Source organism: Anaerozeibacter quisquiliarum, assembly GCF_051162045.1.
GTDB lineage: Bacteria > Bacillota > Clostridia > Christensenellales > Aristaeellaceae > Anaerozeibacter > Anaerozeibacter quisquiliarum.
Window position 1 is genome coordinate 1 of sequence record NZ_JBISDI010000019.1, and the last position, 23133, is coordinate 23133.

Annotated in this window: 25 protein-coding genes; 13 read left to right on the forward strand and 12 right to left on the reverse strand. The window is 64.9% G+C overall.

Going from position 1 to position 23133, the window contains the following annotated elements; genetic code table 11:
- Positions 1-120 precede the first annotated feature (120 nt).
- The 7 genes from ACH6CV_RS09690 (at position 121) to ACH6CV_RS09720 (ending at position 6513) form a co-directional block, all read left to right on the forward strand.
- Positions 121-1029 (forward strand): hypothetical protein, encoded by a 909-nt coding sequence (locus tag ACH6CV_RS09690; RefSeq protein ID WP_456357985.1) that lies wholly within the window; start codon positions 121-123, stop codon positions 1027-1029.
- Between the two features lie 54 nt (positions 1030-1083).
- Entirely contained in the window at positions 1084-1245 is a 162-nt protein-coding gene (locus ACH6CV_RS09695) for a small, acid-soluble spore protein, alpha/beta type (protein WP_456357986.1), read from the forward strand.
- Between the two features lies 1 nt (position 1246).
- Positions 1247-1975, forward strand: a complete 729-nt coding sequence (locus ACH6CV_RS09700) for a class I SAM-dependent DNA methyltransferase (protein ID WP_456357987.1) — start codon at positions 1247-1249, stop codon at positions 1973-1975.
- A 136-nt stretch (positions 1976-2111) separates the two neighbouring features.
- On the forward strand, positions 2112-3002 hold the full coding sequence (hslO, locus tag ACH6CV_RS09705) for an Hsp33 family molecular chaperone HslO (protein ID WP_456357988.1): 891 nt from the start codon (positions 2112-2114) through the stop codon (positions 3000-3002).
- Positions 3003-3026: 24 nt separating this feature from the next.
- On the forward strand, positions 3027-4655 hold the full coding sequence (locus ACH6CV_RS09710; RefSeq protein WP_456357989.1) for a tetratricopeptide repeat protein: 1629 nt from the start codon (positions 3027-3029) through the stop codon (positions 4653-4655).
- A complete protein-coding gene (locus ACH6CV_RS09715) occupies positions 4636-5466 on the forward strand; it encodes a hypothetical protein (RefSeq protein WP_456357990.1) in 831 nt (276 codons plus the stop codon). The genes ACH6CV_RS09710 and ACH6CV_RS09715 overlap by 20 nt, the downstream gene beginning before the upstream one ends.
- A 21-nt stretch (positions 5467-5487) precedes the next feature.
- On the forward strand, positions 5488-6513 hold the full coding sequence (locus tag ACH6CV_RS09720) for a zinc-ribbon domain-containing protein (RefSeq protein ID WP_456357991.1): 1026 nt from the start codon (positions 5488-5490) through the stop codon (positions 6511-6513).
- An 81-nt stretch (positions 6514-6594) separates the two neighbouring features.
- Here the strand turns inward: ACH6CV_RS09720 and ACH6CV_RS09725 are convergent, their stop codons facing one another.
- The 7 genes from ACH6CV_RS09725 to ACH6CV_RS09755 form a co-directional block, all read right to left on the reverse strand.
- Complete coding sequence (locus ACH6CV_RS09725) at positions 6595-8268, reverse strand: sensor histidine kinase (RefSeq protein ID WP_456357992.1); 1674 nt, start codon at positions 8266-8268, stop codon at positions 6595-6597.
- Complete coding sequence (locus tag ACH6CV_RS09730; protein WP_456357993.1) at positions 8265-8942, reverse strand: response regulator; 678 nt, start codon at positions 8940-8942, stop codon at positions 8265-8267. The genes ACH6CV_RS09725 and ACH6CV_RS09730 overlap by 4 nt, the downstream gene beginning before the upstream one ends.
- Positions 8939-9595, reverse strand: coding sequence for a phosphate signaling complex protein PhoU (gene phoU / locus ACH6CV_RS09735; protein WP_456357994.1), 657 nt, complete (start codon positions 9593-9595; stop codon positions 8939-8941). Before phoU ends, ACH6CV_RS09730 begins: the two co-directional genes overlap by 4 nt.
- Positions 9595-10344 carry a phosphate ABC transporter ATP-binding protein PstB gene (gene pstB, locus ACH6CV_RS09740; protein ID WP_456357995.1) on the reverse strand — a complete coding sequence of 250 codons (750 nt, stop codon included), beginning with the start codon at positions 10342-10344 and terminating at the stop codon, positions 9595-9597. The genes phoU and pstB overlap by 1 nt, the downstream gene beginning before the upstream one ends.
- The gene (gene pstA, locus ACH6CV_RS09745; protein WP_456357996.1) at positions 10341-11177 is read right to left on the reverse strand and encodes a phosphate ABC transporter permease PstA; all 837 of its coding nucleotides are present in this window, start codon (positions 11175-11177) and stop codon (positions 10341-10343) included. Before pstA ends, pstB begins: the two co-directional genes overlap by 4 nt.
- Positions 11174-12025 carry a phosphate ABC transporter permease subunit PstC gene (gene pstC / locus ACH6CV_RS09750; RefSeq protein WP_456357997.1) on the reverse strand — a complete coding sequence of 284 codons (852 nt, stop codon included), beginning with the start codon at positions 12023-12025 and terminating at the stop codon, positions 11174-11176. The genes pstA and pstC overlap by 4 nt, the downstream gene beginning before the upstream one ends.
- Positions 12026-12118: 93 nt before the next feature.
- On the reverse strand, positions 12119-12967 hold the full coding sequence (locus ACH6CV_RS09755; protein WP_456358052.1) for a substrate-binding domain-containing protein: 849 nt from the start codon (positions 12965-12967) through the stop codon (positions 12119-12121).
- 226 nt (positions 12968-13193) lie between these two features.
- Here ACH6CV_RS09755 and cysD point away from each other — a divergent pair, with 226 nt between their 5' ends.
- From cysD to ACH6CV_RS09775, 4 genes are all read left to right on the forward strand, one after another.
- Positions 13194-14075, forward strand: coding sequence for a sulfate adenylyltransferase subunit CysD (gene cysD / locus ACH6CV_RS09760; protein WP_456357998.1), 882 nt, complete (start codon positions 13194-13196; stop codon positions 14073-14075).
- 162 nt (positions 14076-14237) lie between these two features.
- A complete protein-coding gene (cysC, locus tag ACH6CV_RS09765; RefSeq protein WP_456357999.1) occupies positions 14238-16127 on the forward strand; it encodes an adenylyl-sulfate kinase in 1890 nt (629 codons plus the stop codon).
- Positions 16124-17014 carry a sulfotransferase family 2 domain-containing protein gene (locus ACH6CV_RS09770; RefSeq protein WP_456358000.1) on the forward strand — a complete coding sequence of 297 codons (891 nt, stop codon included), beginning with the start codon at positions 16124-16126 and terminating at the stop codon, positions 17012-17014. The genes cysC and ACH6CV_RS09770 overlap by 4 nt, the downstream gene beginning before the upstream one ends.
- Positions 16953-17636: a thiamine diphosphokinase gene (locus ACH6CV_RS09775; RefSeq protein WP_456358001.1), complete on the forward strand. Its 684-nt coding sequence runs from the start codon at positions 16953-16955 to the stop codon at positions 17634-17636. The genes ACH6CV_RS09770 and ACH6CV_RS09775 overlap by 62 nt, the downstream gene beginning before the upstream one ends.
- A 9-nt stretch (positions 17637-17645) precedes the next feature.
- Here the strand turns inward: ACH6CV_RS09775 and ACH6CV_RS09780 are convergent, their stop codons facing one another.
- A complete protein-coding gene (locus ACH6CV_RS09780; protein WP_456358002.1) occupies positions 17646-17768 on the reverse strand; it encodes a hypothetical protein in 123 nt (40 codons plus the stop codon).
- Between the two features lie 847 nt (positions 17769-18615).
- On the opposite strand from ACH6CV_RS09780, the gene ACH6CV_RS09785 reads away from it, so the two are divergent.
- A complete protein-coding gene (locus tag ACH6CV_RS09785) occupies positions 18616-20379 on the forward strand; it encodes a hypothetical protein (protein ID WP_456358003.1) in 1764 nt (587 codons plus the stop codon).
- Between the two features lie 184 nt (positions 20380-20563).
- On the opposite strand, the gene spoVAE is transcribed toward ACH6CV_RS09785, so the two are convergent.
- A complete protein-coding gene (gene spoVAE, locus ACH6CV_RS09790; RefSeq protein ID WP_456358004.1) occupies positions 20564-20932 on the reverse strand; it encodes a stage V sporulation protein AE in 369 nt (122 codons plus the stop codon).
- Positions 20929-21939 (reverse strand): stage V sporulation protein AD, encoded by a 1011-nt coding sequence (locus tag ACH6CV_RS09795; RefSeq protein ID WP_456358005.1) that lies wholly within the window; start codon positions 21937-21939, stop codon positions 20929-20931. The genes spoVAE and ACH6CV_RS09795 overlap by 4 nt, the downstream gene beginning before the upstream one ends.
- A gap of 114 nt (positions 21940-22053) precedes the next feature.
- Here ACH6CV_RS09795 and ACH6CV_RS09800 point away from each other — a divergent pair, with 114 nt between their 5' ends.
- Positions 22054-22527 carry a GAF domain-containing protein gene (locus ACH6CV_RS09800; RefSeq protein WP_456358006.1) on the forward strand — a complete coding sequence of 158 codons (474 nt, stop codon included), beginning with the start codon at positions 22054-22056 and terminating at the stop codon, positions 22525-22527.
- Here ACH6CV_RS09800 and spoVAC read toward each other — a convergent pair.
- On the reverse strand, positions 22509-22970 hold the full coding sequence (gene spoVAC / locus ACH6CV_RS09805; protein WP_456358007.1) for a stage V sporulation protein AC: 462 nt from the start codon (positions 22968-22970) through the stop codon (positions 22509-22511). The two genes, ACH6CV_RS09800 and spoVAC, sit on opposite strands and share 19 nt — an antisense overlap.
- Positions 22967-23122: a hypothetical protein gene (locus tag ACH6CV_RS09810; protein ID WP_456358008.1), complete on the reverse strand. Its 156-nt coding sequence runs from the start codon at positions 23120-23122 to the stop codon at positions 22967-22969. The genes spoVAC and ACH6CV_RS09810 overlap by 4 nt, the downstream gene beginning before the upstream one ends.
- Positions 23123-23133 lie beyond the last annotated feature (11 nt).

Here is a 23133-nt window from a genome sequence, read left to right on the forward strand (position 1 = left end):
CTCATCATCATTTTCCCCTTTCCATCCGAAATTCGGCGATTCGTGCCGAAAGGCGGCTTTTCACGCGCGGGATTCTGTGGTATGATATAGAATGGCAAATTGCCCTCGGGAGGGAGTCGCATGGCGGGGTTCAATTTTTTCCAGCGGTTCTACTACGGCAAGGCCGGACAGGCCGACTATACGCCCGACCAGCTGCCGGACAACCGGGTGCAGCTATTCTTCGAAATGCTGCGCATCCACTTCGCCCGGCTGTTTACCGTCAACCTGATCTACCTGCTGTTTTGCCTGCCGGCCCTGATCTGGTCGGGCATCAACTTTGCGGTGCTGCAGGCGGGCGACATGCAGAACCCGCAGGGGCTATTGCTGTCCTTCTACCTGCCGGGCATGATCCCCTGCCTCGGCCTCGCGGGCGTGGGCGCGGTCGGCGAGATGCGCATCCTGCGCAACTGGGCGCGCGACCAGCACGTGTTCCTGATGAGCGACTACAAGGACGCCATCGTGGGCAATTGGAAGCAGGGATTGCTGGTCGGGCTGGTCAACGGCTTCTCGCTGTTCATCGCCGCGATGTGCTTCTTCTTCTACGGCCAATTGGCGAAGGAGTCTGCGCTGTGGCTGCTGCCGCAGATGCTGGCGATGACCATCACGGCCGTGTGGTGGATGATGAACATGCTGCTGTTCCCGATGATGGTCACCTACGACCTCAAGTTCAAAGACCTCGTGCGCAACGCCGCGATCATGGCCGTCGCGCGCCTGCCCTGGTCGGTCTTGTTCCTGGCGGGCTCGGTGGGGATTCCCGCGATGATCGCGCTGTTCGTGCCCTACGGCGGGATCGCGATGGTCGTCTTTTACCTGGCCATCGGCTTCGCCCTGACCGGCTTCGTCTATGCGTCCTATGCCAACAGCTGCTTCGACAAATTCCTGAACCCCCGCATCGAGGGCGCGCAGGTGGGCATGGGGCTGCGGGGCCGTACCGAGGATGATTGGGACGACGAGCCCGAGGGCGAGGACGGCCCGGACACATTGGTTTAATCCACCCGCCCCCGCGCATACTACACGTATTCTGTGCGCAAGGGGATGAAAAAAGTGGCGCTGAATTGGGTGCCGATGAGCCGGGTGGAAGTGCTGAAATACGAGGCGGCCGAGGAGCTGGGGCTGCTCGAGAAGCTGGTGGAGGTCGGCTGGAGCGGGCTGACCGCGCGGGAGACCGGCATGATCGGGGCGAGGGTTTCCGGCAGAAGGGGATAGGATGTATCCGGCGGAGTTTGCTTCTGTATACGACCGGCTGATGGACGATGTGGACTACCCCGGCTGGGCGTCGTACTACCGGCGGATCGCCGGGCTGAAGGCGGGCGACGCAGCTTGCGAATGCGGCTGCGGCACCGGCTCCATGACCGTGGAGTTCCATGCGCTGGGCCTTGCCATGATCGGCGCCGACCTGTCCGAGGGTATGCTGCGCGTGGCGGCGGACAAGGCCCGGCTGAGGGGCGCGCAAATCGCGTTTATCCGTCAGGACATGTGCGCGCTTCAACTGCACCGGGGCGTCGACGCGGTGCTCGCGCCCTGCGACGGCGTGAACTACCTGCTTACCGGCGCGCGGGTGCGCGCGTTCTTTGACGGCGCGTACCGCGCGCTGAAGCCGCATGGCGCGCTGGCGTTCGACGTATCGACGCCGGGCAAGCTCAACCGGCTGACCCGTGCGCCTTGTTACGAGGATCGCGAGGACATCAGCTACTTCTGGGTGAGCGAGGCCGATGGCCCGCTCGTGCGCATGGCGCTGACCTTCTTTGCGCGCCAGGGCGGCGGGCTGTACCGCCGCTTTGACGAGCGGCAAACGCAGCGGGCGCACACCCTGCCCGAGTTGATCGCGGCGCTCGAGGCCGCAGGTTTTGAAGACATCCGCGCCTACGGCGAGCAGACATATGAACCCGCGACCGAGGCCGACGGGCGCTGGCATCTGGTCGCGCATAAACCGTAGGGGCGGCCATCTCCATTGCCCTCTTCGGAGGGGTGTCCCCACAGGGGCGGGGCGGCGGGCCTGTAGGCACACCGCCCAGGGGGGGAATGGGGATGAGCCACCCGTAAGCCGCGCAACAAAAGGAGATCAACTTGCGATGGATCACACGCTGAATAACGACGCCCTCATGCGCGTGAGCCTGCTGGACGGGCAGGCGCGCGCGTTGCTCATAAAGTCGACCGCGCTGTGCGAGGCCGCGCGGCGGATTCACAACACCAGCCGCGTGGCGACCGCGGCGCTCGGGCGGCTGCTGACCGCGACCGCGCTGCTGGGCTCGGAGCTCAAGGGCGAGGGCCATTCGGTCACCTGCATGGTCAAGGGAAACGGGCCGCTGGGCACGCTGATCGCCGTGGGCCGCGCGGACGGAGGCGTCAAGGGCTACGTCCAAAACCCCGACGCGGACCTGCCCCGCGCCGGCGACAAGCTGCCGGTCGGCGACGCGGTCGGGCGCGCAGGCACGCTGTCGGTCATCAAGGACCTGGGGCTCAAAGAGCCCTATACGGGCCGGGTGAACCTGGTCTCGGGCGAGCTGGGCGAGGACTTCGCCATGTACTTCACCGCGTCCGAGCAGGTGCCGTCGCTGGTATCGTTGGGCGTGCTCGTAAAGGATACGGTGGTGGCGGCGGGCGGGCTGATCGTGCAGCTGATGCCGGGCGCGAGCGAGGCGGCCATTCAATCGGTCGAGCTGAGCGCTAAGATGTTCACCAACATTTCGGCCACCATGCGGGAATACGATTTGCATGGGGCGGCGCAGCAACTGCTCAGCCACCTTCAGCCGCAGGCGCTCGGCGAAAGCCGTCCGCGCTACCACTGCGACTGCAGCCGCGAGCGCGCCGCGCGGGCGCTGATCTCGCTCGGACGCGAAGAACTCACGCAGATGATCGAGGAGCGTAGGGGGTGCGAAGTGGACTGCCACTTCTGCAATCGGCGTCAGAAGTTTGACGACGGAGAGCTGCGCGAACTGCTCGCGCAGGCGACACGCCCATAACCTGCGATCCGGGAGGATGTTGTTTTGAGCAAAGTTGTGCCCTTTGAGCGAAGCGTTGAATACCTGACCGCGCGCGCGGCGCTGGGCCGGCGCGAGGGGCGGCTGCTGGACGCGCTGTCGCTGTTCCGGCGCGCGGCGGAGCGGGAGCCGCACAACCTGAAGCACCGGATGGATATGGCCGAGACGCTGTGCGAGATGGGCTGCTACACGGAGTCCAACCGGGTGCTGGCCGCGATGCTGCCCGAGAAGTCCGCGCCGGACGACTGCTATTTCGGGCTATGCTGCAACTATTTCGGGATGAGCGAGCCCGAGAAGGCTTACCGCGCGATGGTGCAGTTCCTGGCGCGCGACCCCAAGGCCATGGAGCGCGAGGAAGTGCGCACCATGTTCAAGAACCTGACGCTGCTGCGGGCGCTGGGCGAATCGAAAAACCGGCGCGTCGTGCGCGCGACGAGGCTGCTGACCGAGGCCAACGAGCGGCTGAAGCGCGGCGACTTGGGCGCGGCGGAATTGCTCAGCCGCCGGGCGCTCAAGGCAAACGCGCGGCGGCAGGACGCGGGCGTGCTGCTGGCGCGAGCGCTGATGGGGCAAGGCCGCTCGGCCGAGGCGCGCGACGCGATCGAGCGGGCGCTTTCCTCGGGCCGTGCGCGCATCCGCACGCTGTTCACGGCGGTCGAGGTGTACCTTGCGGCGGGCGACCGGGCGGCGGCGCGGCAGGCGTTTGCGCGCATGAAGATCGACCCGGCTGACGCGGACGAGCGGCGGCTGTTGCTCGAAGCGGCCTGCGCGCTGGGCGACGACGATAAGGTGCGGCCGCTGCTGCCCAAGGCGCTCCGCGCCGCGCCCTACGACCGGTCGCTTTTGCACCTGTGCGCGGTCAACCGGGTGCGCGAGGGGCGCGAGATTTTACAGGCGGTCAGCTTCTGGACGCGCATGCTGCTGATCGACCCGAGCGACCCGGTCGCGCGCCACTACCTGCGCAAGGCCGAGTCCGGACAACTGAGCCCCGAGATGGGCTATGGCTACGCGCTGCCCGACGAGGAGCGCGCGCGGCGGCTCCACGCGCTCAAGCAGGCGCAGGTCATGAGCGACGAGCAATTGCGCGAGGACTGGCAGGTGCGCGCCTTCCGGGGCCTGCTCACTTGGGCGGTGCGCTCGGGCGAGCGCCAGGGCGCGCTGCTGGCGCAGGCGCTGCTCAGCCGCATCGACGCGAGCGACGCGCGCGCCCTGCTGTTCGAGGGCATGCTCGATCCGGGCGCGGGCGTGCCCAACGCCACGATCTCTTGGCCCGAGCGCGGCGGCGAGGTGGTGATGACCATCTCGGGCGGTTCGGGGATGCGCGTGCCGATCGTGCTGCGCAAGGCGATGAAGCTGGCGATTGGCCGGGCGAAGCCGCTGACCGGCGAGCTGTCCACGGTGGTGGTGCGGCTGGCGCTCGAGCGGTTCGAGCAGCTGCGGCGCCCGCTGCGCCCGCGCGACGCGGAGGGCTGGGCCGCGGCGCTGCTGGCGAGCGCGATGGGGGAGACCGGACGGGAAATGCACCCGGCCGCGGCTGCGGCGCTGCTCGATTGTCCCGCCCGGCGGGCCGAGCGCTGCGCGCGGCTGTTGGGACTTGCGGAAAAGGAGGATGCCCATGCGGATCATCGACTTTGACGCGCCGTTCCACCGGTATCTTACGGACTGGATGCGCGAGAACGCGGGCCGGTTCCGGAACGCCGAGGCCATGGAGGAGCAGGCGGGCGAAATCTACCTGCGCTTCATCAACCGGCGCGCCGATTGGCTGGACGGGCGCACGCCCGCCGATTACTTCGCGGCGTTTGAGGATGCGGACGAGCTCGTGCGCGCGCTTGCGGACTACGAGGCGGCGGGCGTGAGCGTGCCGGAGCTCATGCTGTCCCGGATCGTGCAGCTGGGTGAGCCGTCGGTGAAGCCGCTGCTCGCGCTCGTGCGCGACGAACAGGCGGGCGAGGCCGTGCGCCAGACGGCGCTGAATCTGCTGATCGAACTCGATACCGCGGAACCCATGGACGACTGCTTTCGGCTGATCGATCGGGCGGAAGCGGACGATGCGCTGGCCGAGGTGGCGTCGGAGCTGCTGCAAAACCTGGGCGCGGCCGCCGTGCCGGGCATGCTCGAGCGACTGGATTGCGCAAATGAGCACGCGTTGGCGATCTATCTCGACCTTCTGTGCAACTTTCCCGGCGATGAGCGCATCTATACTTATACAATGCGCGAGTTTTTGCGCCGGCACGACCGGCGCGCGCTGTTCGCGTCGCTGCTTTCGCGGCTGGGCGACGCGCGCGCGCTCGAGGCGCTCGGACGGGTCATTCAAATGGAGGACTTAGGGTATCTCGACTACCTCGAGATTGCCAACGCGATCGAGGCGCTGGGCGGCGAGCCCGGCGCGCGCGACCGTGATTTCACGGGCGATCCCTATTACGAATCCTTGGCGAGGATGGAATAACAGCGGATGGGGGGCGGGAGCATGTATTGCGTGAGTTGCGGCAAGGCGAACCCCGACGGCGCGGCGTTCTGCGCGTTTTGCGGAAAGCCCATGGCGGTGAGCGTCGAGGCCATCGAGGCGGAGTTGATGCCGGAGGAACCGGTGCTGGAGTCGGAACCCTGGGAAGCGCCCGCGGCGCCGGCGGAGGTGCCCGAGGCGGCTGCGCCCGAGGCGGAGGTGCCGGAGGCGCACGAGCCGTTCAGGCGGCCCGACCCGTCGCGCCAGGTGAAGCCGCTGGGCGACAACCCGGCGCAGCCGTCGCGGGGCGCTCGCAGCGCGCCCGACCTCAACCCCGATCGTACGGCGAGCGTCGAGCGCCGGGTAAACCGCGCCGCGCGGTCCAATGGGCGCATGCAGGAGCCGCCGGCGCGCAAGGCTCCGATCGCGCCCAAGAAAAAGGCCGGCTGGACGGCGCCGAGCACATTGGTTCCGAAGCGCAAGAAGCGCGGCGGGGACGACCTGTTTTTTGAGGACATCGAGCGTCCGGGCGAGCGCCCCTACGACGAGTTGGACGACGAGGTCGATTGGAATCGGCGGATCAAGTCGGGCGTGGCCGCCGCGTTCCTGTTGGTGGTGCTGGGCTTCGTGTTTTGGCTGTTGGTGATGCCCGGCGGGCAGATGCTGCGCGCCGGTATGGGCTGGGGCGGTTCGGCGGCCGGGTACGCCGCGCTGGGCGACCGGTACTTGAGCGAGAACAGTGTGCGGCGCGCGGCGGACGCCTATTATGAAGCGCTGCGGATGGAGCCGGAGAATTACGATTTCATGCTCAAGGTAGCCAAGACGCAGGCGCTGGTGGGCGACCGCGAGAAGGCGCTGACGGCGTATTTGAAGTGCATCACGCTGAGGGAGTCCGCATGGGAGCCCTACAAGGCGGTCTCCGAGCTGTACGAGCAGATGGGGGACAAGGACCGCGCGCTGAACGCGCTCAAGATCGGGTATGATAAGACCGGGCGGCTGGACTTGTTCCGCGCGTATGAAGCGTTGCAGCAGCGCGTGGAAGAGGGATGAGGATAGGGGGAGCAAAAAAGTTCCCCGCGTGAGCGGTCATGGGAGTCCGGAGGGCAAAGCCCTCCGGACTCCCATCAGCGTTCACGCGGGAAACTCTACCCGCACCTGCGTTCCCTTGCCCAAAACACTCTGCAGCGCAATCGTGCCGCCGCACAGCTGGGCGGCGTGTTTGGCGATCGATAGGCCCAGGCCGGTGCCGGGTACCTCCTTGGAGCGGCTCTTGTCCACCCGGTAAAACCGCTCGAACACCCGGCCTTGCTCGTCCTCCGGGATGCCGATGCCGGTGTCGTCGACCGTCAGCGACACCCCCTCCGGCCCTGTCCGCACGCTCAGCCGCACCGAGCCGCCCGGCACGTTGTACTTGACCGCGTTGTCCGCCAGGTTGAAGACCAACTCCTCCAGCAGCGTCCGCTCGCCGCGCACGCTCGCCGCCTCGCCGCCCGCCTCGATCGTCACCCCGGCCTTCTCCGCCGCAGGGGCCAGCCGCGCGGCCGCCGCTTTGCACAGCGCCGACAGCTCGACGAGCTCGTCCGCGCACGCGGCTGGCCGCTCGTCCAGCCTCGACAGGTGGATGATGTCATCGATCAGCGTCAGCAGCTGCGCCGCCTCCTCATGAATGCGCCCGGCGAACGCGCGCATGTCGCCTTCGCCCGCCAGCCCCCCGCTCATCAGTTCCGCGTAGCCCAGGATCGAGGTCAGCGGCGTCTTGAGCTCGTGCGATACGTTGGCCGAAAACGTGCGCCGCGACTGCTCCGCCAGCTGCTTGTCGGTCACGTCGAGCAGCAGCAGCAGCGCGCCCGCACGTGCGCCGTCCTCCATGACCGGGCTGGCCAGCAGTTGGTATTGCCGGCCGTTCAGCGCCAGATGCTCGGTCGCCGACGCGCCCTCCATCGCTGTGCGCACCGCGGAAAGCAGCGCCATATCGCGGCCCAGCGTCAGTACGTGCCTGCCGATTTGCGCCTGCGGATCGACGCCGAACAGCCGCGCGGCGCTCCGGTTGAGCATCAGCACATACTGCCGCGCGTCCAGCACCACCAGCCCCTCTTCCATGCCGCTTGTGATCGCCGAGAGCTGGTTCTGGCGCGCCGCCAACTCGCGCATCTGCGCGGCCGCGCGCCGGTTCGACTGGTCGAGCCGCGCGATCAGGGGCGAGAGCTCGACGTACGGCTGGTCGCTGGAGAGCGGGTCGTCGAGGTTCAGTTCGTTGATCGGGCGCACGACGGCGCGCGTCAGCCGCTCGGCCGCCCAGGCCGACAGCGACGCAATCACCAGCCACGCAAGCAGCAGCAGCCCCGCGAACCCCAGCGCCAGCGCGAACACGCTGGTGCGCGTGCCCGCCAGCCGCAGCACGCTGCCGTCCGCAAGCCGCCGGGCATAGTAGATCGTGGTCGCTCCGAGCGTCGTCGAGTGGCGCTCGCTGTGCCCGTCGCCGCCGTCCAGCGCCTGCACAACCTCCGGGCGCATCAGGTGGTTCTCCATGGCCCTGGATCCGGTCCGGCTGTCCAGCAGCACCTGCCCGTCCCCGGCGATCCAGGTGAAGCGGACGGATGGATTGGCCACCGCCAGCGCCTTGAACAGCGCCGTCTGGTCCTGCGCGAGTTCCATGGAGGCCGCGGCCGTATTCAGCTGCGTCTTCAGCTGCGCGTGGAAGCGGTCGAAGAACGCGTCGTAGGCGATGAGCGCCGCCGCCAGCACAAGCGCCGCCGCCGTGCCCAGCGTAAGGGCCAACATGCCGCGCATGATCCGCCGCTTCATGGCCCATCCCCCCGGAAGCGGTAGCCGAGCCCGCGGATCGTCTCGATGCGCGCGCCCGCCGCGCCGAGCTTCGCGCGCAGCGTCTGGATGTGCACGTCCACCGTGCGCGAGCCGCCGAAGTAGTCGATCGACCAGACCTCGGCCAGCAGTTTCTCGCGGTCGTAGGCCTTGCCCGCGTGGGTCATCAGGAAGGTCAGCAATTCATATTCCTTGAGCGTCAGCGCCACCGCGCGCCCGTACGCGCGCACGGCGTGTCCCTCGGGGTCGAGTTCGATGCCGCCGCAGGTGACCTTCGCGCGCGCGCCCGGCGCGGCGCTCCGCCTCAGCACCGCCTTGACGCGCGCCACCAGTTCCATCACGCTGAAGGGCTTCGCCAGGTAGTCGTCCGCGCCCGCGTCCAGCCCCTGCACCCTGTCCTCCTCCGCGCCCTTTGCGGTCAGCATCACCACCGGCACCGCCATCGTGCGAGGGTCGGCCTTGAGCCGACGCAGGATCGACACCCCGTCCTCGCCCGGCAGCATGATGTCGAGCAGGATCAGTTCGGGCAGCGCGCGCGTCAGCGCTTCGGAAAGCGCCGCGCCGTTTTCAAATCCCTGCGCCTGATAGCCGGTCTGGGTGAGCGCGTACACGACCAGGTCGCGGATGTTGCGGTCGTCCTCGACGTAGTAGATCACGCGCGCTCCTCCCCCTTGTGTACGCCGGTCACGGCGAACTGCACCCATTCGGCGATGTTGACCGCGTGGTCGCCGATGCGCTCGAGGTATTTGGCGATCATCAGCAGATCGAGCGCCTGCATCGCGCAGGACGGGTCTCGCGCGATCAGCTGCGCAAGTTCCTGTCTTACGGTGTCAAACAGCGCGTCCACTTCGTCGTCGGCCTCGATGACCGCGCCGGCCATGCCGGAGTCGCGCGCCACGAACGCGTCGATGGCCCGCTTGACCATGCCGATCGCGGCGCTCGCCATCGCGGGAATGTGCTCAAGCTCGGTTGCGTGCGGCGTCGCGCCCATCATCAGCACCAGTTCCGAGATGTCGGCCGCCTGGTCGCCGATGCGCTCCATGTCGGTAATCATCTTGAGCGCCGCGGAGATAAAGCGCAAATCGCGCGCCACCGGCTGCTGCTGCAAGAGCAGCTTCAGGCACAGGCTCTCGATATCGCGCTCCTTTTGATCGATCTCGCGGTCGTATTCCATGATGCGCTGCGCAAGGGCCAGGTCGCGCTCGGTCAGCGCCTTTGCGCCCGAGTCGATCGCGTACTCGATCATCGCGCCCAACTCGATCAGCTCGGTGTTCAGCTTCATCAGCTGCTCGTCAAATCGGCTCCTCATCATCCAAACCTCCCGGTGATGTAGTCCTCGGTGCGGGGATCCTTCGGCGTGGAGAACAGCGCCTCGGTCGCTCCCGCTTCGATCACCTCGCCCAGCAAGAAAAAGGCGGTGCGGTCGGAGATGCGCAGCGCCTGCTGCATGTTGTGGGTCACGATCGCGATCGTGTAGCGTTGCTTGAGCGACAGCGCCAACTCCTCGATCCGGGCGGTGGAGATCGGATCCAGCGCGCTCGTCGGCTCGTCCATCAGCAGCACCTCGGGTTCGACCGCCAGCGCGCGCGCGATGCACAGCCGCTGCTGCTGCCCGCCCGACAGCCCAAGCGCGCTCTTTTTCAGCCGATCCTTCAACTCGTCCCAGATCGCCGCGTCGCGCAGCGAGCGCTCGACCAGTTCGTCCAGCCGCGCCTTCGAGCGGATGCCGTGCGTGCGCGGGCCGTAGGCTACGTTATCGTACACGCTCATGGGAAACGGATTGGGCTTCTGGAATACCATGCCCACCCGCTTGCGCAACAGGTTCACGTCCATTGTACCATAAATATCCTGACCGTCCAGCAGAATCTCGCCCTCCACGCGGCAACCCTCGACCAGGTCGTTCATGCGGTTGAGCGACTTGAGCAGCGTGGACTTGCCGCAGCCCGACGGCCCGATCATCGCGGTGATTTGCCGGTCGGGTATCGTAAGGTTCACACCCTTGAGCGCCTGAAACGCGCCGTAGTACAGGTTCACATCTTCGATCGTAAATTTGTTCATGACAGCGACCCTTTCGCAATGCGCCGGGCGACGCGCATAGACAGCGTGTTAATCAGCACCACCAGTGCCATCAGCACCGCGGCCGTGGCGTAGGCTTGATTGACGTACAGCCCCTCGTTCGACAGCGCGTACATGTGAACCGACAGCGTGCGCACCGACTTAAGCAGCGATGTCGGCATCTGCGCCACGGTGCCGGCGGTGTAGATCAGCGCGGCGGTCTCCCCGACCACGCGCCCCACGCCCAGGATGACGCCGGCCAGGATGCCGGGCGCGGCGGCCGGCAGCGCGACGCGCGCCACGGTGCGCAGCCGCCCCGCGCCCAGGCCGAAGCTGCCCTCGCGGTAGCTGGCCGGCACGGACAGCAGCGCCTCCTCGGCGGTGCGCATGATCAGCGGCAGGATCATGATCGACAGCGTGGCCGCGCCGGCCAGCAGCGAGTAACCCCACTTAAGCTGCGTCACGAAGAACATCATGCCGAACAGACCGTACACGATCGAGGGGATGCCCGACAGCGTTTCGGCGGTGACGCGCACGAGCGACACCAGAGGGCTGCCCTTGCGGGCGTATTCAACGAGATAAATGGCCGCGCCCACGCCCAGCGGCACCGCGAACAGCAGCGATAAGAGCGTCATCATCAGCGTGCTGAAAATCGCGGGCAGCATCGACACATTGGTCGAATTGTACTGCCACGCAAAGAGCGCGGGCGTCAGGTGAGGCACGCCCATGACCAGCACGTAGCCGACCAGCCCGACGACCAGGGAAAGCGTGACGAGCGCAGCGCCCCAAGTCAGCGCCCGGAGCAGGGGGGACAGCCAATCGATCTTTTTCTTCATGCGGCCGTCCTCCGTTTGATGAGCGAAAAGCTCAGGTTGATGATTAAAATGAATACGAACAGCACCGCGGCGGTGGCGATCAGCGCATCGCGGTGCAGGTCGGCGGCGTAGCCCATCTCCAGCACGATGTTGGTGGTCAGCGTGCGCACGCCCTTGAGCAGCCCCGCGGGCATGCGCGCCTGGTTGCCGGCCACCATAATCACCGCCATCGTCTCGCCGATCGCGCGGCCCACGCCCAGGATCACGCCCGCCAGGATGCCCGACTTGGCGGCGGGCGCGACCGCGAAGAACACGCTGCGCTCATGGCTCGCGCCCAGCGCCAGGCTGCCCTCGTAGTAGCTCGCCGGCACGGCCATAAGCGCCGAATGCGCCACGCCCGTCACCGTGGGCAGGATCATCAGCCCCAGCAGCAGCGACGCGGTCAGCATGGCGTTGCCGCTGCCGCCAAACTGCGTGCGCACCATCTTAACCATCACCATCAGCCCGAAAAAGCCGTACACCACCGAGGGGATGCCGGCCATCAGGTCGACCGCCGGCCTGAGGATCCGGTAGAGCCGCCTGGGGCAGAAGTGGGTTAAGAAGATCGCCGTCATCAGCGCCAGCGGCACGCCTGCCACGATCGCGCCCGCGGTGACGTACAGGCTGCCGAGGATCATCGGCAGAATACCATAGATGTTGTTGCCCGGCTTCCACTTCTGCCCGAGCAGCAGGTCAAGCGGCCCGATCTTGATGATCGTGGGCAGCGCGCTCGCGAACAGGAACAGGCAGATCAGCGCGACCGCCGCGATCGACGCGCAGGCCGCGATGATGAACACCCACCGCATCAGCGCTTCCTTGTGTTTCAGCATAGAAACCCTCGCAATCCGTGAAGTATGGAGGACAGATCGGCCCTCCCGTCCCCCTCTTGGCGGGGGATGGGAGGGCGTCGCCCGCCGGGGTCGTTATCCAATCGCGTTCCAATCGGTCACTTCGCCGGTGAAGATCTGCCGCACGGTCTCGGCGCTCAGGTTCTCGATCGCGTTTTCCTTATTCACGATCACGGCCAAGCCGTCCATCGCGATCACGGTGGGCGCCGCGCCCTTTTCGAGTTCACTGTCCTTGAGCGCGCGCGAGGCCATGCCGATGTCGGCGATGCCGTCCAAGGCCGCGTTGATGCCGGTGGTCGAATCGCTCATCTGGATGTCGATCACAGCCTCCGGATTGACCAGCAAATACGCTTCCTTGAGCTTCTCCATGAGCGGGGTGACCGACGACGAGCCCGCGACCACGATGGACCCGGAAGTCGGGGCGCCCGAGTAGGCCGGCGCTTCCGAAGCGCGCACGTAGTGGTTGGCCTCGACGACCTGCTGGCCGTTTTCCGACAGGATGAAGTTCACGAAGTCCTGCGCCAGCGCTTTGAGCTCGCCCACAGTCGCGATGTTGAACGGGCGCGCCACCTTGTATTCGCCCGATTTGACGCCCTCGACCGTCGCGGCCACGCCGTCGATCTTCACGGCCTTCACGGTATCGGACAAGGAACCCAGCGACACATAGCCGATCGAGTTCGGATTGCCGGCCACGGTCGATAGCATGACGCCGGTGGTGCTGGCAATCAGCGCTTCCTCGTAAGTCTGATCGATCTTCTCGCCCGCGTCGTTCTTTACTTCCACCTTGAACAGCTCGATGAACGCGCCGCGCGTGCCCGAGCCGTCCTCGCGCGACACCACGGTGATACCGTCGAGCGCCGCCGCGCAGCTGGCCGCCCCCACGAGCAGGATCACAGACAGCATAATCCCCATCAGCTTCTTCATCATTGTTCTCTCCTTCTTACTTTGTACGCTGGTAGCATACCCCGGCGCGGTAAACCATACATACACCGAGCATCAAAAGCAGGTAAAGTGCGTCGATTCTTGCCGACCGGTTGCGGGCGGTTTATTACACTTCTGCCTACAATTTTCGCTTGAATAGACATGCCCGTTCAGTATAATATATGAGGTAAAATAAACACACCGGTCATGGGCGGGAGGGATATTATCATTGGATCATCTGAACCGATTGGAGAGCGTGAGCGTACATATTTTACGCGACGCCTACGCGGCGTTTGACAATTTGTGCATGCTGTGGTCGATCGGCAAGGACTCGACGGTACTCTTGTGGCTGGCGCGCAAGGCGTTCTTCGGCCACGTGCCCTTTCCGCTCATACACATCGACACGAGTTATAAGATTCCCGAAATGATCGACTACCGCGACAAGCTCGCGCGCGAATACGGGCTGTACATGATCTACGGCGAAAACCGCGAGGCGCTCGAGGCAAGGCGCACGTTTCCCGACGGCGCGGTGTCGCGCGTCGAGTGCTGCCGGCTGCTCAAGACCGAGGCGCTGACCCACACATTGAGCGGCAAGTGGCCGCGCTATCGGCTGAACCTCGAGACCGGGGCATACGAGGTCGACAAAAACCGCCAGGCGTTCACCGGCGTGATCGTGGGCGCGCGCTCGGACGAGGAGGGCTCGCGCTCGAAGGAGCGCTACTTCTCCCCGCGCGATAAAAACAACGACTGGGATCTGGACGACCAGCCTCCCGAGTTCTGGAACCAGTTCAAGACCGACTTCGCGCCCGGCACCCATGTGCGCATTCACCCGCTGCTCGATTGGACCGAGCTGAACATCTGGGAGTACATCGAGCGCGAAAACATCCCCACCGTGTCTTTGTACTACAATCAGGGCGATGGCAAGCGTTATCGTTCGCTCGGCTGCGCGCCCTGCACCGGCCCGATCGAATCTGAGTCGCGCAATGTCCGCGAGATCATCGAGGAGCTGAAGACCGGCGCGCTGTCGAACATCGCCGAGCGCAGCGGCCGCGCGCAGGACAAGGAGGACGGCGGCGGTCTCGAGACATTGCGGCGCAACGGCTACATGTAATGGGGTCACGCGCGTCTGGCGTAGAGTGCTGTGCGTGAAACGGGAACGGGGGAATCCATTTGAACCGGCGGAGCCGGCACAAGTGATTTGAACATGGAGGGCTTTGGCCCCTCCAACCCCCCGAGGGTTCAGAAGCATATTTGGTACCGAAGGGGTGCATCCATGAACGCGGTCAAAATGGACGAGGTCATGAACATCGTCACCGTCGGCCACGTCGACCACGGCAAATCCACCGTGATCGGCCGGCTGATGGCCGATACGCATACGCTGCCCGAGGGCAAACTCGAGTTCGTGCGCGAGCAGTGCCGTCGCAATTCAAAGCCCTTTGAATATGCGTTTTTGCTGGACGCGCTCAAGAATGAACAGGCGCAGGGCATCACGATCGACACCGCCCGCTGCTTTTTCAGGAGCGAGCTGCGCCGCTACATCGTGATCGACGCGCCCGGCCACATCGAGTTCCTCAAGAACATGGTGACCGGCGCTTCCCGCGCCGAGGCGGCGCTGCTGGTGATCGACGCTTCGCGGGGCGTGGAGGAGAACACGCGCCGGCACGGCTACTTTTTGTCGATGCTGGGCATCAAACAGGTGGCGGTGCTGGTCAACAAGATGGACCTGGTCGATTACCGCAGGCAGGTGTTCGAGGACATCCAGGGCGAATATGAGCGCTTTTTAAAGAAGATCGACATCGCGCCCGCCGCCTTCATCCCGGTCAGCGGCATGGAAGGCGACAACATCGTGAACCACTCGGCCAATATGCCCTGGTACGAGGGCCCGAATGTGCTTACACAGATGGACGCGTTTGAATCCACGCCGCTGCCCGATCAACTGCCGCTGCGCATGCCGGTCCAGGGGGTCTACAAGTTCACAGGCCGCGGCGACAGCCGCCGCGTCGTTGCGGGCACGGTCTCGGCCGGCGACATCCGCCCGAGCGATGAGGTGGTGTTCTACCCGTCGGGCAAGAAGACCCGGGTTAAGCAGCTGGAAATATTCAACGCCCCCGCTCCCGAGCGGTATGCCGCGGGGCAGGCGGCGGGCTTTACGATGACCGAGCAGATCTTCGTCAAGCGGGGCGAGGTGGTTTGCCGCGCGGGCGAGCGCGCGCCGTACGTGGGCGTGCGTCTGCGCGCCAACCTGTTCTGGCTGGGCAAGCGGCGTCTTACGGCGGGTATGGAGTACGGCTTCAAGTGCGGCACCGCTCACGTGAAGATGAAACTGGAGGCGGTGACGCGCATCGTCAACGCCGCCACGCTGTCGAGCGCCTTGCGCCAGTACGTGGAGCGCAACGAAGTGGCCGAGTGTGTGATTACGCTTGAGCGCCCGATCGCGTTCGATCTGGCCGCGGACGACGAGTCCATCGGGCGGTTTGTGATCGTCGACAAGTACGAGATCGCCGGCGGCGGCATCATCACCGAGGCGCTCGAGGCGTTCGACTACGACGTGCGCAACATCCGCTGGTCGCCCGCGCGGCTGACCGCGGCCGAGCGGATCAAACACGGAGGCCTTCGCGGGCTGGTGGTGTGGATGACCGGCTTGTCGGGCGCGGGCAAGACCACGATCGCGCAGGAGGTCGAGCGGATCCTGGTCGAGTCGGGTCGGCCGGCCTACATCCTGGACGGCGACGAGCTGCGGCGAGGACTGACCAGCGACCTCGGCTTTTCGCCCGAGGACCGCAAAACCAACATCCGGCGCGTGGCACATGTGGCGCAACTGTTCCGCAACGCCGGCCTGATTACGCTGGTGTCTCTGATCTCGCCCTATGAAGCAAGCCGCCGCGAGGCGCGCGAGGCGATCGGCCCGGACAGCTTCATCGAGGTTTACGTCAAGGCCAGCATCGAGACCTGCCGGCAGCGCGACCCCAAGAACCTGTACAAGAAGGCGATGGACGGCAAGCTCGCCGCCTTCACCGGCATCGACGAGCCCTACGAAGCGCCCGAGCACCCCGATCTGGTGCTGGACACCGAAGTATGGAGCGAAGAGGAGTGCGTGGAGAGCCTGATGGGCGCGATTGAGGCGAAGCTTGCGGAGATGACGGCCGAGGGTGATGCCGGATGAAGCAGGCGGTCAAGCAGGCGCTCCGGCATACCCCGCGGCTATACCGGGCGCTGAGCCGCACGTGCGCCAAGGCGCGCGAGCTGCGCCGGGGGCTTGCGCAACTCATAAAGCAGGGCATGTATATGTCGCGCAACTACCTCATCGATGACGAGCGCCGGCTGATCTATCTGTCCAACGCCAAGGCGGCCAGCACCTCGATCAAGGCCAGCATCCGAGGGCTGCATGGGGGGAGCGGCAACTATCGCGAGATCATCGACGCGGTGGCGCGGGACGAGCGCTACCTGAGCGACATCGACTTAGGCAATTATCCGGACTACTTCACGTTCACCTTCGTGCGCGATCCGTTCCGCCGGCTGGTCTCGTGCTATTTGAACAAATACCAGACCGACAAGCATCTGTTGGGCATGGCGAGGCACGGGCTGTACGAGAAAGACGGCTACTTCGATCACTACCTGCTGGGCTTTCTGGCCCGGGACCGGGGCTTTACGCGCTTCGCGCGCCGGGTGTGCCTGATTCCCGACGCTCTGAGCGATCGCCATTTCGTCAGCCAGCAGTTCATGCTGCGGGACGGCGATCGGCAATTGGCCCAGTTTGTGGGCAAGATGGAGGATCTGCCGGAGGCGTACGAGCCCATCCGCAAAAGATACGATCTGCCGCCGCTCGCCCGGCACAACAAGACGGACAGCGAGGACGGCTGGATGGACATGTACGACTTGGATACGGCGCGGCGGGTGGCGCGGCGCTACCGGCACGACATTGAGGCATTCGGCTATCAGGCGTCGCGGGACGCGCTGATGGCCTATCTCGAAAAAAAGAAGGGGAACGATGAACGGCATATGCCACGTGTTCGGCGCGGGCCCGCTTTTTTGGCCGGATCTCGCGATTGAGGACGGCGACTGCGTGATCGCGGCGGACGCCGGCTATCGGCACGTGCAGGCGCTGGGGCTCAAAGCCGATGTGCTGATTGGGGACTTTGACTCGCTGGGCGAGCCGGGGCGGGCCGATGCGGGCCATGCTTCGCGATGCTTCGCGAACGGCCCCCGCGGCGATTCGTTCCCGCATGTGATCCGGCTGAACCCGGTCAAGGACGAGACCGACGTGCTGGCGGCGCTGATGTACGCGCTGGACAAGGGCTACCGAGCCTTCCGGCTATACGGCTGCGCGGGCGGGCGCATGGCGCACACGCTGGCCAACATCGGCTGCCTCAATTATTTGGCCGAACGCGGTGCGCGCGGCTTCCTGTACGCGGACGGCGAGGTGCTGACCGCGGTCAAGGACGGTTCCTTGCGTTTCGGCGCCGCCTCGCGCGGGCCGGTGTCGGTATTCGCGCTGTCGGGCGAGTGCCGGGGCGTTACCGAAACCGGCCTCAAGTATGCGCTCGACGATTATGCGCTGCGCCCCGCCTATCCGATCGGCGTCAGCAACGAGTTCATCGGCCGACCCGCCGAGGTATCGGTCCGGGAAGGCACGCTGCTGATCGTCTACGGGCCGGAGGCGGCGCTGTCTTAGAATCATTTCCTACAATTTGTGATAGAAGGTACGGGCCAGGATATCCTGGTCGCAGTTGCCGAACTTGCGGCCGAACAGCATCGGCCCGCCTGCGTTTTGGGCGTCCTTGCCGACCTTAAATCGAAGCCCCACCGCCTATTGTTTCTGATCGGTACGTTTTCCGGCGTGACGGGGGAGACGCGTTCGCCGTCCGGCGGCGTACCGTTACGCCCGGTGCGCGGCATCTTAATAGACATACATGAAAAAGATCAACGTTACAGCAACACAATTTACCGTTTTTCCGTCCAATACATAACCATACTTGGATCGGTATCATGTCGCCCGCGGATGGGTTCGAGTCGGTCAGAGGTATATTGGTGGGGCGATTGGGAGCTTTCGGCTGTATGAGCACCATACATCGCAAGCAAGCGGCGCCTGCAATGCCGCCTGGTACCTGCAACTCGTTGAAGAAGCGGATTGTGAGCGATACGCCCTGCCCATTTCGCGCCATATAGAACGCCGATTCAACATGGCACAAGACTCGATGATGTATTTGGCGGATGAAATAGGAGGTGTACTTCATGCTCATCTTACGAGGGAGCGCACTCATGCTATCACTTCTCATGGCTGCCTGTTCTCCGATTCGGGTGCCGGGTCTGGATGATTGCGGCACCGGAGTTGCCGCCGTGCTCCATATCGGAACGGGCCTCGGGCTTATCCAAGAGGCGGGCGATACCTTTGGGTTTCATGGGGACGCGCAGGTTCAATGCCCTCAATGCGGATCGGCAGACGTAATCAGAATCGTCTATGGGTATCCGACGGAGGAGACGCTTCAGAGGGCCGAAGCGGGAGAGGTGCGTCTGGGCGGCTGCGTCGTCGGTTCCTGTGACCCGAATACATACTGTAAGCAATGCGGCCACGAATGGATGCAGAGATAGCGCGAAAAAGCATGCCGGACAATATGATCGCCTGGAACGAGCTTACATAAGGAGAGACAAATATGAAACAGATGGTCCGTTGCTCCTTGGCGTTCATACTCGTGATGGCGCTTATGGTGCCATCGGTGGCGGGGTTCGCAGAAGGTTACGACATGGCGGTGCTGACTGCGGACAGCTTTCGGTTGATTGCGGGAGGATCGACCACGGATATCGGCGCGGCCGTGCGGCTGTCCGCCGGAATTGACGAGGCGATGGCCCGCGGCCTGCTGGTGGCCGACATCTATGGCGGCAACGCCATCGTTCTCCAGATTCTGCTTGCGCTGGAAGATGCGCAGATCAAGGGCTATATGCACAATCAGTCGGGTGGGCTTTCCCACCTCATGCAGATCCCCCTACAGGACATTCAAGAGCTCCTAACGTCTGAGGCCGGCGCAGGAATGCTCTTGAGCCAAGCGCCGCCCGTCATGGAATCCCTTGCCGCGAGTATCGGAAGCTCGACCGGTGCCGCGTACTTGAACGCACTGGCGGATCGGATAAGACACAATGCGGCCGATGAATTCGCAATACAGCCGATGAGGCGGGAGCGCATCGCGCTGTTCAATCAGACCGTGGACGCAGAGGTTGTCGAAGCTACGCTCAAACTGGCGCAATATCTGGCTTTGATTGAAGAGATGGCGCAGTCCGATCCGCTGTTGCTTGCCGTTTGGCGGCAGGCGGGCATGTTGTATGAACAGCACAGCGGCAATGCCCTTTCGGAAGTCCCCGCCCTTTTGGACGCGGCGGGTGTGGAAACGGATGTAACGATCCGATTATATGATGCGGACGAAGGCGCTGGCCGGATTGTGACGGACGTATTGATTGCTGTCGGCGACGAGCAAATGCCCGTTGCCGTGAAGATCGACTACAGCGCCCACGAAGGGAACCATGCCGTTTACGGCGAGATGACGGCGACTTTGCCGGGGGAGGGGGATGTCTCCATGTACGTGCAAACGCAGGATGCCGTTGACGCAGACTCCAGCGACGCCCACGCTGCTGCCGGGCTCTGCGCCACGGCGGACGGTGAAACGAGCGAGGTTGGGTTTTCCATTCAAAAGCGCAGCACGGAAGCTGGAGGCGTGGTGACCGGCGGGAGCATAGGTGACATCATCGGCAAACAGACGGGCGGACAAGGCGCCGCCACAGACAGCGCGACAATCCTCCTAAAAGCGAGGATCCCCGATGAACAGCTGGATGTTTCGCTCGACATCCAATACGACGGAACGCATTACGATCAGGACGGCGATCGAGTCTGGTATGGCGAGGTCACATTCAATATCAAACAGGATAAAGCGGAAGTCGGGACCCTGGCTTTTGACACTGAATACCGTCTGACCCATATGCCGGAAGGCGTGCTTTTATCGCCTGGGGACATGGGCGTCATGAATCCCCTCAATGCAGACGAGGCGTCGCTGGGAGCGTTTCAAGAAAGCGCCAGGGTCGTTTTGCAGAACGCGCTTGCTGTTGCAAAGCAAACGACCGCGCTTGATGAGATTCTGAGAATCGGTTATGTTCGCAGTGTGCCCGCCGATTCATATCTCGCCGGAGAGGTAATGGGCACAATGGCCGGAGTTGACGCAGAAGCATTCACGGTTCAGGATCAGGACGGGGCGCTATTCACATTTTTCTTTGATTCGACATTTCCAAGGTCGGCGCTTGACGAGGCGCTCAGTTACGCAAGTCCGGTCCGCGTCGCATATGATGGAGAATTTGACGGGTATGGACGGTTCACGGGGACGTTTACGGTTTCTGCTGATCTGGGAACGGATGACGCAGGCGATGGCGAATAGCAAATGCCGCACATGCGGTTTCGCTTTTGGTTGCTGCTCATGATCGTGATCGGAAGTGGGCCGAGAAACATCATAATCGGTTCCCCGGGGAGAGTTCCGCATCGGACGATGGCGCGATCGGCGTGTCAAGACGCAGGGGGCCCGGGCGATCGCCCGAGCCCCCTGTCCTTGACTATGGCCTTGACTATGGCTTTGCCTTGGGTTTGGCGATCAGCGCGAACAGCAATCCGAACACGATCGCGGCGGTGATGCCGCCGGCGGTGTTGACCACGCCGCCCACGAACGCGCCGATCAGGCCGTGCTCCTTGACGCCCTCGATCGCGCCCATCGCCAGCGAGTAGCCGAAGCCGCTCAGCGGCACGGTCGCGCCCGCGCCCGCGAAGTCGACCAGCGGCTTGTACAGCCCGAGCGCCGTCAGTACCACGCCCGCGACCACATAGGCCACCAGGATGCGCGCGCTGGTCATGCCGGTCTTGAACAACAGCACCTGGCCGATGACGCACAGCAGCCCGCCGACCGCAAACGCCTTGACCAGCGAGAGAAATATGTTCATGTTTCGTCCGCCTCCAATGCCGCCGCGTAGGATATGCTGGGGATCGATTCGCCCTGCTGGGTGGTGGTGGGGCTGAGCATCGCGCCCGAGCCCAGCGCCAATATGCGCCGGGCCGCGCCCTGCGCAAGCTGCGGCACGAAGTGTGCCGCCAGCACCGAGGCGATGCAGCCACAGCCGCTGCCGCCCGCGTGCACGTCCTGCGACGAATCGTACAAGGTCGCGCCGCAGTCGATCAGCTTCTCGCCGGGAACGGGCGCGCCGCGCTCCTTGAGCAGTTCGAGCAGCAGCGTGCGCCCGATCGTGCCCAAGTCGCCCGTGACGATCAGGTCGTAGTCGCGTTGGGTGCGACCGGTGTCGTCCATGTGCGCGCGCAGCGTATCGGCCACCGCGGGCACCATTGCCGCGCCCATATGGTTGGCATCCACGATATCGTAATCGATCACGCGCCCGATCGTGGCGTGCGTCAGCCGCGCGAGCGAGGGCTTGGGATCCAAGTCCAGCAGCAGCGCGCCGGCGGCGGTGGCCGTCCACTGCGCCGACGGCGGGCGCTGGTTGCCCAGCTCCAGCGGGAAGCGGAATTGGCGCTCGGCCGTGCACCAGTGGCTGGACGCCGCGCAGACCGCGTGCCGGCGGTAGCCTCCGTCGACCAGCACGCCGCTGAGCAGCAGCGCCTCGACCATCGTCGAGCATGCGCCGTACAGCCCGAGGAAGGGCGCGCCCAGCTGCCGCCCGGCAAAGCCCGACGCCGCGATCTGGTTGAGCAGGTCGCCGCACAGCAGCGCCTCGAGTACCTGCTCAGTCTGTCCGGCCTTTTCAAGGCACAGCGCGACCGTGCGCCGACTGAGCTCCGACTCGGCCTGCTCGAAGGTGTCCTTGCCCAGCAGGTCGTCGGTCAGCACCTCGTCAAAATCCCGGCCGTAGGGGCCCAGCCCCTCCTTCTGACCGACGATCGCGGCGGCCGCGCGCACGCGGGGCCTGTTTCGGTACACGATGGTTTGGGAGATCATGCCAGCGCATCCTCCTGTGTGCATTTTTGGCTAGTATGCGCGCGGACGGCGCGCTTTATGAGCCTTGCGCGCTGCGCGCGCCTGCGGTACAATGGACAGGATGGAGGGATGTATATGACCGATTATCGAAAGCTCGCGTTCGAGCTCGCCGCGCTCACCGAAGGCGAACGGTTGCCCTTACCCAATCTGGCCAATGCCTCGGCGCTCATCATGGGGGGCCTTCAAGGCGTCAACTGGGCGGGCTTCTACCTGGACGTCGGAGGCGAGTTGGTGCTGGGGCCGTTTCAGGGCAAGCCGGCCTGCATCCGCATACCGTTCGGGAAGGGGGTTTGCGGCACGGCCGCAGCCGAACGGCGCACCGTGCGCGTGGACGACGTGCACGCCTTTCCGGGGCACATCGCCTGCGACGCCGCGTCCAATGCCGAGATCGTGGTGCCCCTGTTTTCGAACGGCGCGGTCGTGGGCGTGCTGGACGTGGACAGCCCGGCCCTTGGCCGCTTCGACGAAGCCGACCAGGCCGGGCTGGAGGCGCTTGCGCGCATCTTGGAGGCGGCGTGCGACTTTGAGCGCTATGCCCCCGCGAAGTAGTAGATCAGCCCCACCAGCACCGACGCGGTGATGCCGTAGGCCAGCACCGGCCCGGCCAGCGTGAACAGCTTCGCGCCCACGCCCAGCACAAGCCCCTCGCGCCGGTATTCGATCGCGGGCGCAGCCACCGAGTTGGCAAAGCCGGTGATCGGCACGATCGAGCCCGCGCCGGCATAGTTGCCGATGCGGTCGTAGATGCCCAGCGCGGTCAGCCCCGTGCCCAGGAACACCAGCACGCAGGCGGTGAACGAGGGCGCGGCGATCAGGCTCAGGTTCAGGTACTTCTCGCCCGCCAGCGTAATCAGCTGCCCGACGACGCAGATCAGCCCGCCCACCCAGAACGCGCGCAGACAACCCTGCAGCAAGTTGCTGTTGGGGGTCAGACGCTCGACGAGTTTGTGGTAATTGCGATGCTTTTGCTTCTCGTGTTCGGATGCGCTCATAGGCCCTCCGATCGTGCGCTTACGTAGACCGCGTCGGCGGGTACGTCGGGCGCGCCCGGCTGCATGGCCAGCAGCACCGCCGCAATCAGCAGCAGCAGCAGCGCTGCGAACACCAGCGGCTTCAGAAAGGCCAGCGAGGATTTGTCCTGCATGGGCATACTCC

What these genes read in the sequence shown, in the direction of transcription:
- ACH6CV_RS09690 (WP_456357985.1), top strand. Translation starts at nt 121, where the DNA reads ATGGCGGGGTTCAATTTTTTCCAGCGGTTCTACTACGGCAAGGCCGGA.
- ACH6CV_RS09700 (WP_456357987.1), top strand. Translation starts at nt 1,247, where the DNA reads ATGTATCCGGCGGAGTTTGCTTCTGTATACGACCGGCTGATGGACGAT.
- hslO (WP_456357988.1), top strand. Translation starts at nt 2,112, where the DNA reads ATGGATCACACGCTGAATAACGACGCCCTCATGCGCGTGAGCCTGCTG.
- ACH6CV_RS09715 (WP_456357990.1), top strand. Translation starts at nt 4,636, where the DNA reads ATGCGGATCATCGACTTTGACGCGCCGTTCCACCGGTATCTTACGGAC.
- ACH6CV_RS09720 (WP_456357991.1), top strand. Translation starts at nt 5,488, where the DNA reads ATGTATTGCGTGAGTTGCGGCAAGGCGAACCCCGACGGCGCGGCGTTC.
- ACH6CV_RS09725 (WP_456357992.1), bottom strand. Translation starts at nt 8,268, where the DNA reads ATGAAGCGGCGGATCATGCGCGGCATGTTGGCCCTTACGCTGGGCACG.
- phoU (WP_456357994.1), bottom strand. Translation starts at nt 9,595, where the DNA reads ATGAGGAGCCGATTTGACGAGCAGCTGATGAAGCTGAACACCGAGCTG.
- pstB (WP_456357995.1), bottom strand. Translation starts at nt 10,344, where the DNA reads ATGAACAAATTTACGATCGAAGATGTGAACCTGTACTACGGCGCGTTT.
- pstA (WP_456357996.1), bottom strand. Translation starts at nt 11,177, where the DNA reads ATGAAGAAAAAGATCGATTGGCTGTCCCCCCTGCTCCGGGCGCTGACT.
- pstC (WP_456357997.1), bottom strand. Translation starts at nt 12,025, where the DNA reads ATGCTGAAACACAAGGAAGCGCTGATGCGGTGGGTGTTCATCATCGCG.
- ACH6CV_RS09755 (WP_456358052.1), bottom strand. Translation starts at nt 12,967, where the DNA reads ATGAAGAAGCTGATGGGGATTATGCTGTCTGTGATCCTGCTCGTGGGG.
- cysC (WP_456357999.1), top strand. Translation starts at nt 14,238, where the DNA reads ATGAACGCGGTCAAAATGGACGAGGTCATGAACATCGTCACCGTCGGC.
- ACH6CV_RS09770 (WP_456358000.1), top strand. Translation starts at nt 16,124, where the DNA reads ATGAAGCAGGCGGTCAAGCAGGCGCTCCGGCATACCCCGCGGCTATAC.
- ACH6CV_RS09775 (WP_456358001.1), top strand. Translation starts at nt 16,953, where the DNA reads ATGAACGGCATATGCCACGTGTTCGGCGCGGGCCCGCTTTTTTGGCCG.
- ACH6CV_RS09785 (WP_456358003.1), top strand. Translation starts at nt 18,616, where the DNA reads ATGAAACAGATGGTCCGTTGCTCCTTGGCGTTCATACTCGTGATGGCG.
- spoVAE (WP_456358004.1), bottom strand. Translation starts at nt 20,932, where the DNA reads ATGAACATATTTCTCTCGCTGGTCAAGGCGTTTGCGGTCGGCGGGCTG.
- ACH6CV_RS09795 (WP_456358005.1), bottom strand. Translation starts at nt 21,939, where the DNA reads ATGATCTCCCAAACCATCGTGTACCGAAACAGGCCCCGCGTGCGCGCG.
- ACH6CV_RS09800 (WP_456358006.1), top strand. Translation starts at nt 22,054, where the DNA reads ATGACCGATTATCGAAAGCTCGCGTTCGAGCTCGCCGCGCTCACCGAA.
- spoVAC (WP_456358007.1), bottom strand. Translation starts at nt 22,970, where the DNA reads ATGAGCGCATCCGAACACGAGAAGCAAAAGCATCGCAATTACCACAAA.
- ACH6CV_RS09810 (WP_456358008.1), bottom strand. Translation starts at nt 23,122, where the DNA reads ATGCAGGACAAATCCTCGCTGGCCTTTCTGAAGCCGCTGGTGTTCGCA.